The organism is Arthrobacter sp. FW306-1B-F12A (assembly GCF_058781865.1).
In genome coordinates this window covers 19,764-35,486 of sequence record NZ_JBYSXD010000049.1, presented here as the reverse complement: position 1 = coordinate 35,486, position 15,723 = coordinate 19,764, and the positions used below count along the sequence as shown (strand labels likewise).

Sequence of the window (15,723 nt, the reverse complement as noted above, 5' to 3'; positions counted from 1 at the left end):
GCCCCCTGGTCCGCTCCTCCTACCGCGCCGGACGCCTCTGGGCCACCGCGATGCGCAAAAAAGGCCGCGAAATCCCCGCCCACCTGGCCCACATCGCCGAAGGCATCCAGGACTCCGGCACCACCCGCCAGGAAGCCCGCACCCTCCTCGCACACCACGCATAGCACGTCGGCTAAAGCACGGTCAAAGGACCGGACCCCGGACAAATCCGGCGTCCGGTCCTTTGGCATAAATCACGTAGAATTAAGGCACTATGGCGAAATCCCCTGATTCCAGCAACTCGACAACATCGGCTGCCGACGCTCCCAAGCGCGGCTTGTTTTCCCGCAAGCCCAAGGAAGCCAAGGCCAAGAAGCCGAGCCAGCTGAAGCAGATCGGCGAGGTCTTCAAGATGACCCGCCGCAATGACCCCATCGTCGTGTGGCTCATGCTGTTGGCGTTCCTTGGCGTCGTTGCTGTCAGCCTCGTCGTCGGGTTCCTCCTGAACAACTGGGTCACCGGCCTGATCATCGGCATCCCCTTGGGCCTGCTGGCAGCTGTCTTCATCCTCTCGCGGCGCGCGGAACGTGCCGCCTTCGCGCAGATCGAGAACCAGCCCGGAGCTTCCGGTGCGGCTTTGGGAACCCTGCGCCGCGGCTGGATCACGGAAGACCAGCCGGTCGCCGTCAACCCGCGTACGCAGGACGCCGTCTTCCGCGCCATCGGCCGGCCGGGCGTCGTGCTGGTCAGCGAGGGACCGTCGCATCGCGTCAAGCCGCTGGTTGACGCCGAGCGCAAGAAGCTCGCCCGTATCCTGCCGAACGTCACCATTCACGTGATCGAAAGCGGTCGTGGCGAAGGCCAAGTGCCCATCAGCCAGATCGCAAAGACCATGAACAAATACAAGAACGAACTCACCAAGGTTGAGGTCGGCGCTGTCAGCAAGCGAATCTCTTCGCTGGGCAACCGCCTGCCGATCCCGAAGGGCATCGACCCATACAAGGCACGCCCTGACCGCAAGGCCGCACGCGGACGCTAACCACGACAAAAGCCGCCCGTTCCTGGAATCTCCAGGAACGGGCGGCTTTTTTGTCTGCGCAAAAAGTTACATCCGAATGAGGATCGTGTTCATGGCCCTGTCGTGGAGGCCACGCTGGTCAGGATCGAAAACAACCGCGGGAATCACCAGGCACAAGAGGATCGTCCTGACCAAAGCGGCCAAGGGTCCTGCCTGCGCTCCTCCGAGCCGTACCACGTGGATGCCCGCAACCCGGTGTCCGATGCTGTAGCCCAGTGTGCCGATGAGAAGGACCTGTTCCACCGCAAAGACTGCGAGTGTCGCCCATTGGTTGCCGCCGAAGGCAAAGTTGCTGATCACCAGGGCAATGACCCAGTCGATGCAGATTGCCAGGATGCGACGGCCGGCCCGGGCCATGGAGCCTGGACCGGATTCAGGGAGGCCGAGCCGCGCTCCCGGGTACTTGGAAATTCCGGACGTGTCCGGCCCTGTGAGCCATGAACCAATATCTTTACGATCAACCACACTTCAAGCTTACGGCTTCACCATCGCACGCCCGACGGCGGGAGGTGGCGCCGGTGCGCTCTTGGCTGTCTTCACAAGGAAACAGACACACAGGCGAAAGACATAGACTGGCACTGCAGTAGACCAGTAGCGTTTACACGGCAGGCAGTTCTGTAACCTGCTCGAAACAATACTGACACTCCGGGGAAATCCCATTTCCCTATGGTTGGAGAAGTTGCTAGCCGCCGCATCAGGGATACTTTTTTGTTTCCCTGCTTTCGGTTTGCGCTGGACCAGACGGCCCGAGGGGCCTGTTACCTGTTATGCGTTAGGAGCATAGATGTTCAAGACTGCGGACGAAGTCCTCAAGTTCATCAAAGACGAAGATGTTAAGTTCGTCGATATCCGCTTCACCGATCTTCCGGGCGTCCAGCAGCACTTCAATGTGCCGGCCAAGAGCGTTGACGCTGACTTCTTTGTCAACGGCCAGCTCTTTGACGGATCTTCCATCCGCGGTTTCCAGGGCATCGCCGAGTCCGACATGCAGCTCATCCCGGACGTCACCACGGCCTTCATCGACGCCTTCCGCATCGAGAAGACCCTGGCATTGAACTTCTCCATCGTGAACCCGCGCACTGGCGACCCGTACCACCGCGACCCGCGCGGCGTTGCCGAAAAGGCAGAAGCCTACTTGGCCTCCACCGGCATTGCGGACACGGCATTCTTTGCTCCCGAAGCCGAGTTCTACGTCTTCGACAACGTCCAGTTCGAATCCTCCCCGCAGGGTTCCTTCTACAAGGTCGACTCGATTGAAGCACCTTGGAACACGAGCCGCGAAGAAGAAGGCGGAAACCTCGGTTACAAGACCCCCTTCAAGGGCGGCTACTTCCCGGTTTCCCCGGTTGACCACCAGGCCGACCTCCGTGACGCCATGTGCATCGCCTTGGACGAAGCAGGCCTCGAAGTCGAGCGCTCGCACCACGAAGTCGGCGCTGCCGGCCAGGCCGAGATCAACTACAAGTTCACCACGCTGGTCCACGCAGCCGATGACCTGCAGAAGTTCAAGTACGTCATCAAGAACACCGCGTGGGAGTACGGCAAGTCCGTAACCTTCATGCCGAAGCCGATTTTCGGTGACAACGGCTCTGGTATGCACTGCCACCAGTCGCTCTGGAGCAACGGCGACCCGCTGTTCTACGACGAGAAGGGCTACGCCGGCCTGTCCGACACTGCACGCTGGTACATCGGCGGCCTGCTGAAGCACTCCTCCGCCGTGCTCGCCTTCACCAACCCGACGGTCAACTCCTACCGCCGCTTGGTCAAGGGCTTCGAAGCTCCGGTCAACATGGTCTACTCGCAGGGCAACCGCTCCGCCGGCATCCGCATCCCGATCACGGGCTCCAACCCGAAGGCCAAGCGCATCGAGTTCCGCGCTCCGGACGCCGCGTCCAACCCGTACTTGGCGTTCTCCGCCCAGCTTATGGCCGGCATCGACGGTATCCGCAACCGCATCGAGCCCCCGGCTCCGATCGACAAGGACCTGTACGAACTGCCTGCAGAGGAAGCCAAGGACATCCCCAAGGCTCCGGGCTCCCTTGAGGAAGCACTCGAGGCCCTGCGCGAGGACAACGAGTTCCTGCAGGCCGGCGGTGTCTTCACCCAGGACCTGATCGACACGTGGATTGAGTACAAGTACGAGAACGAGATCCGTCCGCTGTCGCTGCGCCCGAACCCGTACGAGTTCGAGCTCTACTACGGCGTCTAGTAACACCGCACGAGGCAAATGAAGGGCCGCAGTTCATTTTTGTGAACTGCGGCCCTTTCCCTTTAACGCCGTCGGACTCGTGCCCACAAAAAAGAACGGCTGTGCCCGCTAAGACACAGCCGTTCTTTTGGTAAAGACCCCGGATCGCAGGGGCCGGACCCCCAATTTTTCCTACACCCGCCGGCGCCCGCTAATCAACCGGAAGAGGAAGACGATGATCGCCAAGACGATCAATATCGGGGCGATCCAGAGAAGGAATCCCAGGGCCTTTACGGTGCCGCCAATGATAAAGAAAAGGATCGCGATGACCGCGACGATTCCGAGGATGACATTCATGATGTAGCTCCAGTTTCAGTCGTAAACATTCTGATGATTGCCTTTATCGCTGTGCAAACCTCAGCAACCTTACTATAAGCATGCTTATTACTCTAATCCTTCCCGGGACGCCCGCTCACATAAAGGGACACGTCCACCTTGAGGTCATGTCTGCAGGAGCGTCCGGCCAAACACCCACATAGGTGAGCGAGCGTCCGGCCAAACGCCCACATAAGTGAGCGAGCGTCTGTGTCCGCGGCGCGCCGCAGAGCCGAAACCATGGGGCAATCCGGCGTGCCTACCGGAACCGGCATTCACGCCCGGTTCTGCCATTCCAACGCCCCTGTCGCGGGCGTGGACGCCGTGGTACGTTCAGCGTGATCAGGATGCTTGAGAGAGAGTCCTCATCCCTTCCGGCTCCTGACGCAACTACTCAAAGCGGAGGCATACGATGACAACCTTGATGATCTTCCACGAGGTCGATGACGTTGAGCACTGGCTTAGCTCGCCGAAACGGGAAGAACTCTTCGGACCCCTGGGCTTCACAGTTCGAACGTTCGTGGACCCGGAAAAAACCAACCGGGTTGGTTTGATCGTCGACGTCCCGGACATGGAGACGTTCCAGCGAACGCTGGAGTCCGAAGCTGCTGCCGAGGCGATGAAATTCGACGGCGTGCGCCCGGAAACAATAGTGACGCTGGTCGAGTCCTAGGTACCGCCTAGTCGCCGAAACCCCGGTACATGGTCCATTGCGGACCGGCGGAACCACCCAAATACTTGCCGGTCTCGACAAAACCCGCGTTTGCGTAGGCAGCCTTGGCGGCAGGATTGTGTTCGTTGACGGAAAGCACGACGCCGGCCTGCCCGCCACCCAGCCTTGCTGTCAGCTTCTGCGCTTCCCAGGCAGCGGCCACAGCAGACAGGGAGCCCAGGCCTCTCCCCTGGCGCTTCTGGTCGATCAGGAACCCGCGCAAGAGCCAGGCGGAATCGTCGTCGTGCCATCCTGCCAGGGTTGCGGCACCAGCCTGCAAGGTAAATACTCCGATGGCGGCGCCTGCCGCTTCGATCACGTACGGCAGGCGGCTTTCGTCTTCCAGCCCCATGAGCATCATCTTGAACGGGTCCCCGACGAAGTCTTCCTGCCCCGCGGCCAATTCCATGACGGCGACGTCGCCGAGCGTGATGGCGCGGGCATCGTCGTCGAGATCCTTCAGGGGAATGAGCCACACGGTTTCCAGCATCCTTCGAGCTTAGCCGCCCTCGTACTTCGCGGGACGGCCCGGCCTGAAGCTCACTGGCCGTAGAAGTCCTTTTCGAACACCGCCCGGGTCCGCCGGCTCAAGCGAAGATAGTCTTCTTCGAACACCGCAGCCTGCCCGGGAGGGTAACCGCACCACCTGGCAACGGCCTCCAGGTCCCTTCGGGAGGCAGGGAGGAGATCCGAGGCACGCCCGGTGCAGATCACATTCGCCGAGCGGATGCGGCTCGCGAGCCGCCAGGCTTCGCGAAGCAACACGATGTCGCCCTTGTCGATCAGGCCCAACGACTCGATCGCGTCGAGGGCCTGCAGGGTTGACGTGGTCCGCAGTTGTGGATGCTTCCCGGCGTGTTGGAGCTGCAACAGCTGCACCAGCCACTCGACGTCGCTCAGTCCGCCCCGGCCGAGCTTGACGTGCCTGGCTGGATCGGCGCCTCTCGGGAGCCGTTCCGACTCAACCCGTGCCTTGACGCGCCGGATCTCGCGCACATCCGTCTCGGCGAGCGATTCGGGGTACCGGATCGGGTTGATGAGCCAAAGGAATTCCGCGGCCAATTCGTCGTTGCCGGCCATGGGTTGTGCCCGCAACAGCGCCTGGGCTTCCCAGATGAGGGACCATCGCCGGTAATACTCCGCGTATGACTCGAGGGAACGGACCATGGCCCCGTTCTTCCCCTCGGGACGAAGATCGGCGTCGACGGTGAGGACCCGCTCCGCCAGGATGGCCGGTTTGAGGGGTTGGGTCAACAAGGTGGAAATGTGTCCCACAATGGCAAGGGCTTGTTGCTGGGCTTCGGATTCACCCGCCCCGGGGAGGGCACGGTGGACGTACATGACGTCGGCGTCCGAGCCGTAGCCGATCTCGCGTCCGCCTTGCCTGCCCATGGCGACCACCAACACGTGCGTCGTGAGGGGCCCCTCGGAAGCCACGATGGACTCGGCGACATGCAAGGCGCCCAGAACCGCAGCCCGGTCGGCATCGGCCAACGCCGTGCCCACTGCGTCCTGTTCCAGGAGGCCGGAACTGTCCGCGATGGCGATCCGGAGGATTTCCCGGCGCCTGATGAGCCGGATAAGCCGCATCGCGTTTTCCGGATCGGCGTGGCGCGACATCTTGGACTGGATTTCCTGCCACTGCGCCTCGAAGCTCAGCGGCATGAGTTCCTTGTCGGAACCAAGCCACGCAACGGATTCCGGGGAAACCTCGAGGAGATCCGCGATGAGCCGTGAGTTGGAGAGCACGTGGCAAAGCCGCTCGGCCGCCGCTTGCGAGTCCCGGAGCATCCCGAGATACCAATGGGTGGTTCCGAGTGCTTCGCTGACACGGCGGAAGGCGAGCAGTCCGGCGTCGGGGTCCACACCTTCGGCGAGCCAGCCGAGAAGGATGGGGAGCAACTGCCGCTGCAGTGCGGCGCGCCGGCTGACCCCGGCCGTGAGGGCCTCGATGTGGCGCATGGCGCCTTGCGGGTCGCGGTAACCGAGTGCCGCAAGCCGCCCTTGGGCGGCTTCCGGAGTGAGCCGGGCGTCTTCGGTGCTCAACTTCGCGGCCGTGTTGAGCAGCGGCCGGTAGAAGATGCGGTCATGCAGTTCACGAACGGACCGTTTGGTCTTCTGCCAGGTTTCAACCAGCGCGTCCGGATGCGGCCTGCCTGTGGAAAAGGGCCCCAGGACGGCCTTGGCGAGGAACCGCAAAGACTCCTGGCTTGTGGGCATGAGGTGGGTACGGCGCATCTGGAACAACTGGATGCGGTGCTCAAGTACCCGCAGATAGCGGTAGGCCGCGTCGAAGGCAGCGGCGTCCACCCGGCCGATGTAGCCGCCCGCGGACAACGCGGATATTGCCGACGTCGTATCCCGGCAACGGAGCGTTTCATCGGACTTTCCGTGGACAAGTTGCAGGAGCTGGACCGTGAACTCGACATCGCGCAGCCCGCCGGGACCGAGTTTGATCTGGCGCTGCTCTTCGGCCGGGGCGATGTTGTTCGTCACCCTGCGGCGCATCGCCTGCACCGATTCCACGAACCCTTCCCGGCCGGCGGAAGCCCACACGAGCGGCTGGACAGCCTGCTCGTAACGCGAGCCCAGGTCCCTGTCTCCTGCGATGGTCCGGGCCTTAAGGAGCGCCTGGAACTCCCAGCTTTCAGCCCATTTCGCGTAGTAGCTCAAGTGCGAGGGCAACGTCCTGACGAGGGGACCGGATTTCCCCTCGGGCCGCAGGTTCGCGTCGACCTCCCACAGACCCGGTTCGGTCCCCGTGGATGAAATGGCACGGGATATCCCGGCGGCCAAGGCCGTGCCGATGGTCGCGGCCTCGGCGTCCTCCAGGTCCGGTGCCTCGATCACGTAGATGACGTCGACGTCGGAGATGTAGTTGAGCTCCCGGGCACCGCACTTGCCCATGCCGATGACGGCCAGCCCGACGCCGGCAATATCGGCGGGATCGAAAGTCGCCGCGGCTTCGGCCCTGGCAACGGCGAGGGCCGCCTCTATCGCGGCACCTGCGAGGTCGGCCAGTTCGGCACCGACGGCGGGCATGAAGTCCTGCGGACTGGCGGCGCAGAGGTCCTTGATGGCCAGTTCGGTGAGCCCGCGACGGTAAGCCGTCCGGAGAGCCGTGTAGGCGCTGGCTCCAGTCATCGCGGCAACGGGCCGGGGAGAGTTGGGGTCTGCCTTGACCGATCGGAGCAGCTTCGTCCGGAGCTCACTGGCATCGGCGGACAAGGGCTCCGGGCTGACGCGGACATCGAAGACGTCCAGGTGTTCCGGATGCCTGATCAGGAACTCCCCCAAGGCTTCGGATGCCCCCAGCAAGCGGTAAAGCGGCTCGCTCCGATCCGGGTGCTCCCCAGCGAGCTGCCTGAGCGAGGGATGCTTCTCAATCAGACGGACCAGCGACTGCAACGCGGTGTCCGGGTTGGCGCTGAGGTGCAGACCGGCGAAGATCGTGTCCTGGTCGATGCCGTCGAGTTCACGCGCGGCAAGGAACCGCTCACCCTTTTCAAGGTCGCTGAAACCGGCCGAGATGAGCCGGCGGGCCAGGCTCACACTCACAGCCTAGAGAATGCCGAGATTGCGCTTGAGCTCGTAAGGCGTGACCTGGAGCCGGTAGTCCTGCCATTCCGCACGCTTGTTGCGCAGGAAGTGGTCAAAGACCTGTTCGCCGAGGATGTCCGCCACGAGTTCCGAATCCTCCATGGCGCGGATGGCGTCGTGGAGGCTGGCCGGAAGCGGCGTGTGACCCATCGCCTTGCGCTCGGCCGAAGTCAGCGACCAAACGTCGTCTTCCGCGGCGGCCGGAAGGTCGTAGCCTTCCTCGATACCCTTGAGCCCGGCACCGAGCAACACTGCGTAGGCGAGATACGGGTTGGTGGCGGAGTCAATGCCGCGGTATTCGATCCGTGCGGACTGGCCCTTGCCCGGTTTGTAGAGCGGCACGCGAACCAGGGCCGAACGGTTGTTGTGCCCCCAGCTCAGGTAGCTCGGCGCTTCGCCGCCGCCCCAGAGACGCTTGTACGAATTGACGAACTGGTTGGTGACGGCGGTGAATTCCGGCGCGTGGCGGAGGATACCGGCAATGAATTGGCGTGCGGTCTTGGACAACTGGAATTCGGCGCCGGCTTCGTAGAAGGCGTTGGTGTCACCCTCGAACAGCGAGAAGTGGGTGTGCATGCCTGAACCCGGGTGGTCGGTGAACGGCTTGGGCATGAAGGTGGCGTAGGTGCCCTGCTGCAGGGCCACTTCCTTGATGACCGTGCGGAAGGTCATGATGTTGTCCGCCGTCTGGAGGGCGTCCGCGTAGCGGAGATCGATCTCGTTCTGGCCGGGTCCGCCCTCATGGTGGCTGAACTCCACGGAAATGCCCACGGATTCAAGCATGGTGACGGCCGTACGACGGAAGTCCTGTGCCACGCCGCCGGGCACGTGGTCGAAGTAGCCGCCCTCGTCAACGGGAACAGGAACGCCGTTGGCATCGAGGTCCTGGGACTTGAGGAGGTAGAACTCGATCTCGGGATGCGTGTAGCACGTGAAGCCCATGTCCGCGGCTTTGGCGAGGGTGCGCTTGAGCACGTTCCGGGGGTCTGCGGCCGACGGCTCGCCGTCGGGGGTCAGGATGTCGCAGAACATCCTGGAGGTCTGCTCGGTTTCACCACGCCACGGGAGGATCTGGAACGTGGAGGGGTCTGGCTGGGCAAGCATGTCGGATTCGAACACCCTGGCGAGGCCCTCGATGGCCGAACCGTCGAAACCCAGGCCTTCTTCGAAGGCGCCTTCCACTTCTGCCGGCGCAAGTGCCACCGATTTCAGGGAACCGACGACGTCGGTAAACCACAAGCGTACGAAGCGCACATCACGCTCTTCGATAGTTCGCAGAACGAACTCTTGCTGGCGGTCCATGGGGCCTCATTTCCGGGTCAACGTCCATGCCGCGGATTCGGGATTCGAAGCCGACGACAACTCAGCATTCACTCTACTAAGCATTGGCCCGGATTGGCTGCACCCCCGGTTCGCGTAACACAGCGTTTACAAATGTGAGGCTCCCCATGCGCCGGTGGCTAGGACGGCCGGTACCGCATACGCTCTATCCATGGCCCCAAGCAACAGTTCCGATTCCAGCATGCCCGCCGAAATTCCCGCGCCTTACGGAACGGGACCTGCCGCGGCAGGTTCCGGGGCTTCAGCGGATGCTTCAACGCCGAAGCCCGCCGCGAGGATCCGCACCCATCATCTGCAGCAGGCCAAGGCCAAGGGTGAGCGCTTTGCGATGTTGACTGCCTATGAGCAATACACGGCGGAAATTTTCGACCAGGCCGGCATCGAGGTCCTGCTGATCGGCGATTCGGCGTCCAACAACGTCTTCGGGAACGAAACCAGCCTCCCTGTGACCGTCGACGAGCTCCTCCCCTTGTGCCGCGCGGTGGCCCGGTCCGCCAAGCGTGCCTTGGTAGTGGCCGATCTTCCCTTTGGCAGCTACGAAGTGTCGCCGGAGCAGGCAGTGGCAACAGGCGTCCGCTTCCTGAAGGAAGGTTTGGCGCACGCCGTCAAGATCGAAGGTGGCGCGTTCTATGCGGGAACTGTGCGGGCCATGGTCCAGGCAGGCATTCCCGTCATGGCGCACATCGGCTTCACGCCCCAGAGCGAACACTCGCTGGGCGGCTACCGCGTCCAGGGCCGGGGCGACGACGCCGCGCGCCTCGTCGAAGACGCCGTTGCCCTCGCAAATGCCGGAGCGTTCTGTGTGCTCATGGAGATGGTTCCCGCTGAAACAGCTGCCGCCGTCGACGCAGCCATCGACGTACCGACTATAGGAATCGGCGCAGGCAACGCGACCACTGGACAGGTTCTGGTGTGGCAGGACATGGCCGGACTGCGCGGCGGCAAGATGGCCAAGTTCGTCAAGCAATACGCGGATCTTCGCACCACCCTGGGCGCCGCGGCGAAGGCCTACGCCGACGACGTCAGGTCCGGCCAGTTCCCCGGCCCGGAACACTCCTTCTAGGAGGAAGCAGCTTCAGTCCTCCTCGTCCTTGTCCCAGGCTTCGTTGCGGGCCTTGACCTTTTCGAGGGCGTGCTCCGCTTCTTCGCGGGTCTTGTAGGGACCGATCAGCTGGGACCAGTCGGACATCGCGTCCTCTTCGATTTGGTGTGTCTGAACGTTGTACCAGAACTCCGCCACGGTTTCTCCTTTTCGAATCCCGCCGCAAGCCCGGCGGGGCCGGTGCCTTCGCACGGGCCGATATTTAGCTTCTTAGTTACTTGCGTCTCGTGCGTCCCTTATATGATCAATCTATGCCTTCTCCCGCTCTGACCGCACCCATCGGCACGCTGACCCGTGGGACCGTCAGCCCACAGCTGCCTGTTCCGGCGTCCATCCCGCGCCCGGAGTATGTCGGCAAGCCGGGACCCGCGAAGTTCACCGGTTCAGAGGTCAAGTCTGCGGAAACCATCGAGAAGATCCGCATCGCCAGCAAAATCGCGGCCCAGGCGATCGTCGAGGTCGGCAAGCACATCGAGCCCGGCGTTACAACCGACCAGTTGGACCGGATCGGCCACGAGTTCATACTGGACCACCAGGCCTACCCGTCGACGCTTGGCTACCGCGGCTTCCCCAAGTCCCTGTGCTCCTCGCTCAACGAGGTCATCTGCCACGGCATCCCGGACAGCACCGTCGTCCGGGACGGCGACATCCTGAACATCGACATCACCGCCTACATCAACGGCGTCCACGGCGACACGAACTACACCTTCCTGGTGGGCGAGGTCGACGACGAGTCCCGGCTCCTGGTGGAACGCACCCAGGAGTCGCTCAACCGGGCCATCAAGGCCGTAGCGCCCGGCCGCGAAATCAACGTGATCGGCCGTGCCATCCAGTCGTACGCGAAACGCTTCGGCTACGGCGTGGTCCGTGACTTCACGGGCCACGGCGTCGGCGAGGCGTTCCACACCGGCCTGATCATCCCCCACTACGACGCCGCGCCGGCCTACAACACCATCATCGAAGCCGGAATGGTCTTCACGATTGAACCCATGCTCACCCTTGGAACGATCGAGTGGGACATGTGGCCCGATGAATGGACCGTCGTCACCCGGGACCACAAGCGGACCGCACAATTTGAACACACCCTGTTGGTCACCGAGACCGGCGCCGAAATCCTGACTCTTCCCTAAGCTCTCCGGAAGGTCACCTGCAGCCGTTCGTGCTGCGACATGCCCACCCCTCCTGCCATGAACGGAAACGCATTGACCAAGAAGGATGAGAAGATCCACAAGAACGGCCCGCTGATCGGCATCGACGTCGGTGGCACCGGCATCAAGGGCGGCATCGTCGATCTCAAGAAAGGCAAGCTGCTCGGGGACCGCCTCCGCATACCGACGCCGCAACCTGCCACTCCCGAAGCCGTCGCCGAAGTGATCGCACAGATCGTCGAAGAGTTGTCGGCCCGTGAGGATGCTCCGGCCAAGGGTTCGCCCGTGGGAGTCACTTTCCCCGGAATCATCCAGCACGGCGTGGTCCGCTCTGCCGCCAACGTGGACAAGTCCTGGCTCAACACGGACATTGATTCGCTCCTCACCAAGCGCCTGGACCGTCCCGTCGAGGTCATCAACGACGCCGACGCGGCCGGTCTCGCTGAAGCCCGCTACGGCGCAGGCGAAGGCGTCGACGGCACGGTTCTGGTGATCACCCTCGGAACGGGCATCGGCTCGGCCTTCATCTTCAACGGGCACCTGGTGCCCAACGCCGAGCTCGGCCACCTCGAAGTGGACGGCCACGACGCCGAGACGAAGGCATCCGCCGTCGCGCGTGAACGCGACGGCTTGAGCTGGGAAGAGTACAGCGTGCTGCTGCAGCGCTATCTCTCCCACGTCGAGTTCCTGTTCTCCCCCGAGCTCTTCATCATCGGTGGCGGTATCTCGAAGCGTTCGGACGAGTACTTCCCGCACTTGGATCTGCGGACACGCATCGTCACGGCGGAACTGAAGAACGACGCCGGAATCGTGGGGGCCGCGCTGGACGTCGCCCTCCACCACAAGCTCGCCAAGTAGACGTGGTGCCGGTGGCGGATGCGGCTTCCCCTCCGCTGCCGCCACCGGAGCTAGATGGGGCTCTTCTCGGAGCTCTTGCCCTTGGCGCCCTTCGCCGCATTATCCGCGGCTGCGGTTTCGGCTTCGTGGCGGAGCAGCGAAATGGCCGACTCGAAGTCCTCAAGCGATTCGAAGGCCTGGTAAACGCTGGCAAATCGCAAGTAGGCGACTTCGTCCAGCTTCTGGAGTGGTCCAAGGATGGCCAGGCCGACCTCGTGGGCATCGATCTCCGCCGCACCGGAAGAGCGGATGTTTTCTTCGACTTCCTGGGCCAGCATCGCAAGGTCGTCCTCGGTCACGGGACGGCCTTGGCAGGCCTTGCGAACGCCGTTGATGATCTTGATCCGGCTGAAGGGTTCCCCCACGCCTGAGCGTTTGATGACGGAAAGGCTGGTGGTCTCCACGGTGGTGAAACGGCGTCCGCACTCGGGGCACTGGCGCCGACGGCGGATGGCCGAGCCGTCGTCGGCCATTCGACTGTCCACAACACGTGAGTCGGGGTTTCGGCAGAACGGACAATACACGCTGGGCCTCCCCTGCTCGGTTCCCGGCCACCTGTCCCCGCGGCGGGATCGGCCGGGAACGCAAAAGGTGCCGGAAGTTTGACTTCCGGCACCAGTTTACGGCTATATAAGGCCTAATGACAAGACTGTAATTACTATATGTAGTGGTTGTGACCCATACATGTAGTGGTTTAGGCCCCCGCGAAACGAATCTTGACGGCGTCGCCGTGGCCGGGCAGGTCTTCGGCATCGGAGAGGCTCACGATGTGTTTGCTGACTTGCTCCAAGGCAGCCTTGTCGTAGTTGATCACCTGTACGGCCCTGAGGAATGTTGTCACGTTCAGTCCGGAAGAGAAGGCTGCGGTGCCGCTCGTGGGCAAAACGTGGTTGGATCCTGCACAGTAGTCTCCGAGGCTGACCGGGCTGTAGTCCCCCACGAAAATCGCGCCCGCGTTGCGGATCCTTGCGGCGACCGCTGCTGCGTCCGCCGTCATGATTTCCAGGTGCTCTGCCGCGTAGGCATCGCAGACCGCGATGCCCTGCTCGACATCGTCCACCAGCACCACGCCCGACTGGGGTCCCGACAATGCGGTGGTGACCCGCTCGCCATGCTTCGTGGTTCCTGCCTGCACCGTGAGTTCCCGCTGCACAGCGGAGGCGAGTTCCTCGGAGTCGGTGATCAGGACAGACGCCGCCTTGGGGTCGTGCTCTGCCTGGCTGATGAGGTCAGCGGCCACGAGCGCCGGACGGGCCGAAGCATCAGCCAAAATGGCGATCTCGGTGGTGCCGGCCTCGGAGTCGATCCCCACGACGCCTTTCACAAGACGCTTCGCGGTGGCCACGAAAATGTTTCCCGGACCGGTCACAACGTCCACCGGTTCGATGGCCTGATCATCGGCAGCCCCGGGGATGCCGTAGGCAAAGGAAACAATCGCCTGGGCGCCTCCAATGGCATAGACCTCGTCGATGCCGAGCAAAGCGGCAGCTGCCAGGATGGTGGGGTGGGGCAAGCCTCCGAAGTCCTTCTGGGGCGGGGAAGCCAAGGCGATCGAGGCAACCCCGGCGGCCAGCGCCGGAACAACGTTCATGATGACGGAGGACGGGTAGACGGCCAGGCCGCCGGGAACATACAAACCCACGCGGCCCACGGGTACCCAGTTCTGGCTGACGACGGCGCCGTCCCCCAGTTCAACGTCGACGTTCGCAGGCCGTTGGCCATCCGCAAAACGCCGGGCACGGCGGATGGATTCCTCCAGGGCTGCGCGCACTGAAGGATCCAGGTTTTCAAGGGCTTCGGCAAGGGCGGCAGCCGGCACTCGCGGATGGGACTGTTCCACGCCGTCGAACGCCAATGCGAACTCCCCAAGCGCTTCGAAGCCGCGGGAACGGACGGCCGCAATGATGTCCAGGACTTTTTGCTCGGCGTCCGCCATGGTCTGATGTTTCGCCCGGGGCACCACGGCGCGCAGTTCCGCCAAGGTCAGGGACCGTCCGCGCAAGTCAATGCGGTGGAAGTCCAGGGACTGGGCGGCGGTTTCGGCAGGATTCTCCGGGAAATTGGTCACCAGATCATTTTACGGGGCAAGCGGCGGTCCCTCCGGCTGCTTTCCCATCAAGCTGAAAAGCGTCAGGAGGAATGTCACAAGGGCCGTCGCCCCTGGCCACAGCAAGAGGGCCGTCACCGACCGTAATGAGAAGCCGTCACTTCCACTCGAGGCGGAGCCCCACCATTGCGCGGCCAGCAGACCCACCTGCCAGGCCACCAAGGCCCCTACGGCACCACCGAGAACGGCCAGGAACGTGCGGAAGCCGTGCCCCGGCCTCCGGACCTTGCTGTCGAGCAGGACCGCGGTGAAGCAGCCGGAAAGCAGCAGAAGCCCGGCAAGGACCAAATCCCTCGGGAGCCGCCCCGCCGAAGCCGTCGGATCGGCGAGGGCAGGATTTCCCGAGATCACGTTGAGGCCACCCGGAGCCAACAGCCACCAAGCGAGGCCCAGCCCAACGCCCGAGGCGGCGGGCACCGCGAGCCAAAGCCACCATGTGCGGTCCCGCGTGTCCGTTCCGGTGTCCGGGTCAGTATCCCCCGCGGGGCCGGAGACGAGAAGGTTCGATGTTGGCTTGGTCATGACACAAACATTAACAAACGTTTCTGGACGCCCAACAAGCAAGCGTGCCGGCGAGCAGCGGAATACGCTGAATCCACCAGCGTTAATACCAATAGCTCACGCAGGAGATCGGCAAAGTGGCTTCGGACAATCCAGCTTTTGAAGCAACATTCAAGCAAATGTTCCGCCGGCATGCCGCCGGCGTGGCCATCATCACTGCCGACCTCAACGGCAAGCCTTTCGGGTTCACTGCGACCTCCGTGGCTTCGCTGTCGGCCGAGCCGCCCCGCTTCACGTTCAACATGTCCCGCAGTTCCAGTTCCTGGCCGGCGGTGGCGAATTCGACGTATATCGGCTTGCACATGCTCGGCCTCGAGAACCAGGCCCTCGCGGACCGCTTCGCCCGCACCCAGGAAAGGTTTGAAGGCGATCATTGGGAGCCAGGGCCCTTCGATGTCCCCATCCTCAAGAACGTGGCCGGCTGGCTGATCGGCAAGATCCAGATGCGCCTGTCCTTCGAAAACAACGCGATCGTGGTGGTGGAGGTTGTCGACGGGCTGGTCGGCGAGGACGACACTCCCCTGCTGTACCACTCGGGCTCCTACGGCCAGCCGGTTCCGCTCGACTATGAAATTTAGTCAGGGCAGGAAAATCCGGTGAGGGCAGGAAATCCAGCGTCACCGGCCGGCTGGCTC

General features: G+C 63.1%; 16 protein-coding genes and 1 pseudogene. 8 read left to right on the top strand and 9 right to left on the bottom strand.

Going from position 1 to position 15,723, the window contains the following annotated elements; genetic code table 11:
• Positions 1 to 164 (top strand): annotated as a pseudogene (locus tag AC3WJU_RS18720) (lipoyl synthase); the annotation flags it as partial.
• An 89-nt stretch (positions 165 to 253) separates the two neighbouring features.
• Positions 254 to 1,018 carry a DUF4191 domain-containing protein gene (locus AC3WJU_RS18715; RefSeq protein WP_284991568.1) on the top strand — a complete coding sequence of 255 codons (765 nt, stop codon included), beginning with the start codon at positions 254 to 256 and terminating at the stop codon, positions 1,016 to 1,018.
• A 66-nt stretch (positions 1,019 to 1,084) separates the two neighbouring features.
• Here the strand turns inward: AC3WJU_RS18715 and AC3WJU_RS18710 are convergent, their stop codons facing one another.
• Positions 1,085 to 1,522: an RDD family protein gene (locus AC3WJU_RS18710; RefSeq protein ID WP_059389127.1), complete on the bottom strand. Its 438-nt coding sequence runs from the start codon at positions 1,520 to 1,522 to the stop codon at positions 1,085 to 1,087.
• Between the two features lie 319 nt (positions 1,523 to 1,841).
• On the opposite strand from AC3WJU_RS18710, the gene glnA reads away from it, so the two are divergent.
• Positions 1,842 to 3,266, top strand: coding sequence for a type I glutamate--ammonia ligase (gene glnA / locus AC3WJU_RS18705; RefSeq protein ID WP_059389128.1), 1,425 nt, complete (start codon positions 1,842 to 1,844; stop codon positions 3,264 to 3,266).
• Positions 3,267 to 3,437: 171 nt separating this feature from the next.
• On the opposite strand, the gene AC3WJU_RS18700 is transcribed toward glnA, so the two are convergent.
• Entirely contained in the window at positions 3,438 to 3,602 is a 165-nt protein-coding gene (locus AC3WJU_RS18700) for a DUF2207 domain-containing protein (RefSeq protein ID WP_148667595.1), read from the bottom strand.
• A gap of 430 nt (positions 3,603 to 4,032) precedes the next feature.
• On the opposite strand from AC3WJU_RS18700, the gene AC3WJU_RS18695 reads away from it, so the two are divergent.
• Entirely contained in the window at positions 4,033 to 4,293 is a 261-nt protein-coding gene (locus tag AC3WJU_RS18695) for a hypothetical protein (protein WP_059389129.1), read from the top strand.
• A gap of 7 nt (positions 4,294 to 4,300) precedes the next feature.
• Here AC3WJU_RS18695 and AC3WJU_RS18690 read toward each other — a convergent pair whose 3' ends face one another.
• Genes AC3WJU_RS18690 through AC3WJU_RS18680 form a run of 3 tightly spaced genes read right to left on the bottom strand, consistent with a single transcriptional unit; the run spans position 4,301 to position 9,234 of the window.
• Positions 4,301 to 4,822 carry a GNAT family N-acetyltransferase gene (locus AC3WJU_RS18690; RefSeq protein WP_492260560.1) on the bottom strand — a complete coding sequence of 174 codons (522 nt, stop codon included), beginning with the start codon at positions 4,820 to 4,822 and terminating at the stop codon, positions 4,301 to 4,303.
• A 50-nt stretch (positions 4,823 to 4,872) separates the two neighbouring features.
• A complete protein-coding gene (locus AC3WJU_RS18685; RefSeq protein ID WP_284991570.1) occupies positions 4,873 to 7,884 on the bottom strand; it encodes a bifunctional [glutamine synthetase] adenylyltransferase/[glutamine synthetase]-adenylyl-L-tyrosine phosphorylase in 3,012 nt (1,003 codons plus the stop codon).
• Positions 7,885 to 7,893: 9 nt separating this feature from the next.
• Positions 7,894 to 9,234 carry a glutamine synthetase family protein gene (locus tag AC3WJU_RS18680; RefSeq protein WP_284751784.1) on the bottom strand — a complete coding sequence of 447 codons (1,341 nt, stop codon included), beginning with the start codon at positions 9,232 to 9,234 and terminating at the stop codon, positions 7,894 to 7,896.
• Between the two features lie 190 nt (positions 9,235 to 9,424).
• Between AC3WJU_RS18680 and panB the strand changes: the two genes are divergently transcribed.
• Positions 9,425 to 10,336: a 3-methyl-2-oxobutanoate hydroxymethyltransferase gene (gene panB, locus AC3WJU_RS18675; RefSeq protein WP_284991571.1), complete on the top strand. Its 912-nt coding sequence runs from the start codon at positions 9,425 to 9,427 to the stop codon at positions 10,334 to 10,336.
• A gap of 12 nt (positions 10,337 to 10,348) precedes the next feature.
• Here the strand turns inward: panB and AC3WJU_RS18670 are convergent, their stop codons facing one another.
• A complete protein-coding gene (locus AC3WJU_RS18670) occupies positions 10,349 to 10,513 on the bottom strand; it encodes an SPOR domain-containing protein (protein ID WP_113990679.1) in 165 nt (54 codons plus the stop codon).
• Positions 10,514 to 10,626: 113 nt separating this feature from the next.
• Between AC3WJU_RS18670 and map the strand changes: the two genes are divergently transcribed.
• Together map and ppgK are read left to right on the top strand one after the other, a co-directional pair.
• Positions 10,627 to 11,505 carry a type I methionyl aminopeptidase gene (map, locus tag AC3WJU_RS18665; protein ID WP_059389133.1) on the top strand — a complete coding sequence of 293 codons (879 nt, stop codon included), beginning with the start codon at positions 10,627 to 10,629 and terminating at the stop codon, positions 11,503 to 11,505.
• A gap of 72 nt (positions 11,506 to 11,577) precedes the next feature.
• Positions 11,578 to 12,381 carry a polyphosphate--glucose phosphotransferase gene (gene ppgK / locus AC3WJU_RS18660; RefSeq protein WP_492260561.1) on the top strand — a complete coding sequence of 268 codons (804 nt, stop codon included), beginning with the start codon at positions 11,578 to 11,580 and terminating at the stop codon, positions 12,379 to 12,381.
• A 50-nt stretch (positions 12,382 to 12,431) separates the two neighbouring features.
• On the opposite strand, the gene nrdR is transcribed toward ppgK, so the two are convergent.
• From nrdR to AC3WJU_RS18645, 3 genes are all read right to left on the bottom strand, one after another.
• Positions 12,432 to 12,944, bottom strand: a complete 513-nt coding sequence (gene nrdR / locus AC3WJU_RS18655; protein WP_084784530.1) for a transcriptional regulator NrdR — start codon at positions 12,942 to 12,944, stop codon at positions 12,432 to 12,434.
• Between the two features lie 170 nt (positions 12,945 to 13,114).
• Positions 13,115 to 14,488: a histidinol dehydrogenase gene (gene hisD, locus AC3WJU_RS18650; RefSeq protein WP_332603350.1), complete on the bottom strand. Its 1,374-nt coding sequence runs from the start codon at positions 14,486 to 14,488 to the stop codon at positions 13,115 to 13,117.
• 9 nt (positions 14,489 to 14,497) lie between these two features.
• On the bottom strand, positions 14,498 to 15,049 hold the full coding sequence (locus tag AC3WJU_RS18645) for a hypothetical protein (RefSeq protein ID WP_306963729.1): 552 nt from the start codon (positions 15,047 to 15,049) through the stop codon (positions 14,498 to 14,500).
• Positions 15,050 to 15,207: 158 nt separating this feature from the next.
• Here AC3WJU_RS18645 and AC3WJU_RS18640 point away from each other — a divergent pair, with 158 nt between their 5' ends.
• Positions 15,208 to 15,666: a flavin reductase family protein gene (locus AC3WJU_RS18640; RefSeq protein WP_113990687.1), complete on the top strand. Its 459-nt coding sequence runs from the start codon at positions 15,208 to 15,210 to the stop codon at positions 15,664 to 15,666.
• The last annotated feature ends 57 nt before the right edge of the window (positions 15,667 to 15,723 follow it).

Coding starts and splice junctions, on each gene's coding strand:
- AC3WJU_RS18715 (WP_284991568.1), top strand. CDS start 254: ATGGCGAAATCCCCTGATTCCAGCAACTCGACAACATCGGCTGCCGAC.
- glnA (WP_059389128.1), top strand. CDS start 1,842: ATGTTCAAGACTGCGGACGAAGTCCTCAAGTTCATCAAAGACGAAGAT.
- AC3WJU_RS18700 (WP_148667595.1), bottom strand. CDS start 3,602: ATGAATGTCATCCTCGGAATCGTCGCGGTCATCGCGATCCTTTTCTTT.
- AC3WJU_RS18695 (WP_059389129.1), top strand. CDS start 4,033: ATGACAACCTTGATGATCTTCCACGAGGTCGATGACGTTGAGCACTGG.
- AC3WJU_RS18690 (WP_492260560.1), bottom strand. CDS start 4,822: ATGCTGGAAACCGTGTGGCTCATTCCCCTGAAGGATCTCGACGACGAT.
- AC3WJU_RS18680 (WP_284751784.1), bottom strand. CDS start 9,234: ATGGACCGCCAGCAAGAGTTCGTTCTGCGAACTATCGAAGAGCGTGAT.
- panB (WP_284991571.1), top strand. CDS start 9,425: ATGGCCCCAAGCAACAGTTCCGATTCCAGCATGCCCGCCGAAATTCCC.
- map (WP_059389133.1), top strand. CDS start 10,627: ATGCCTTCTCCCGCTCTGACCGCACCCATCGGCACGCTGACCCGTGGG.
- AC3WJU_RS18645 (WP_306963729.1), bottom strand. CDS start 15,049: ATGACCAAGCCAACATCGAACCTTCTCGTCTCCGGCCCCGCGGGGGAT.
- AC3WJU_RS18640 (WP_113990687.1), top strand. CDS start 15,208: ATGTTCCGCCGGCATGCCGCCGGCGTGGCCATCATCACTGCCGACCTC.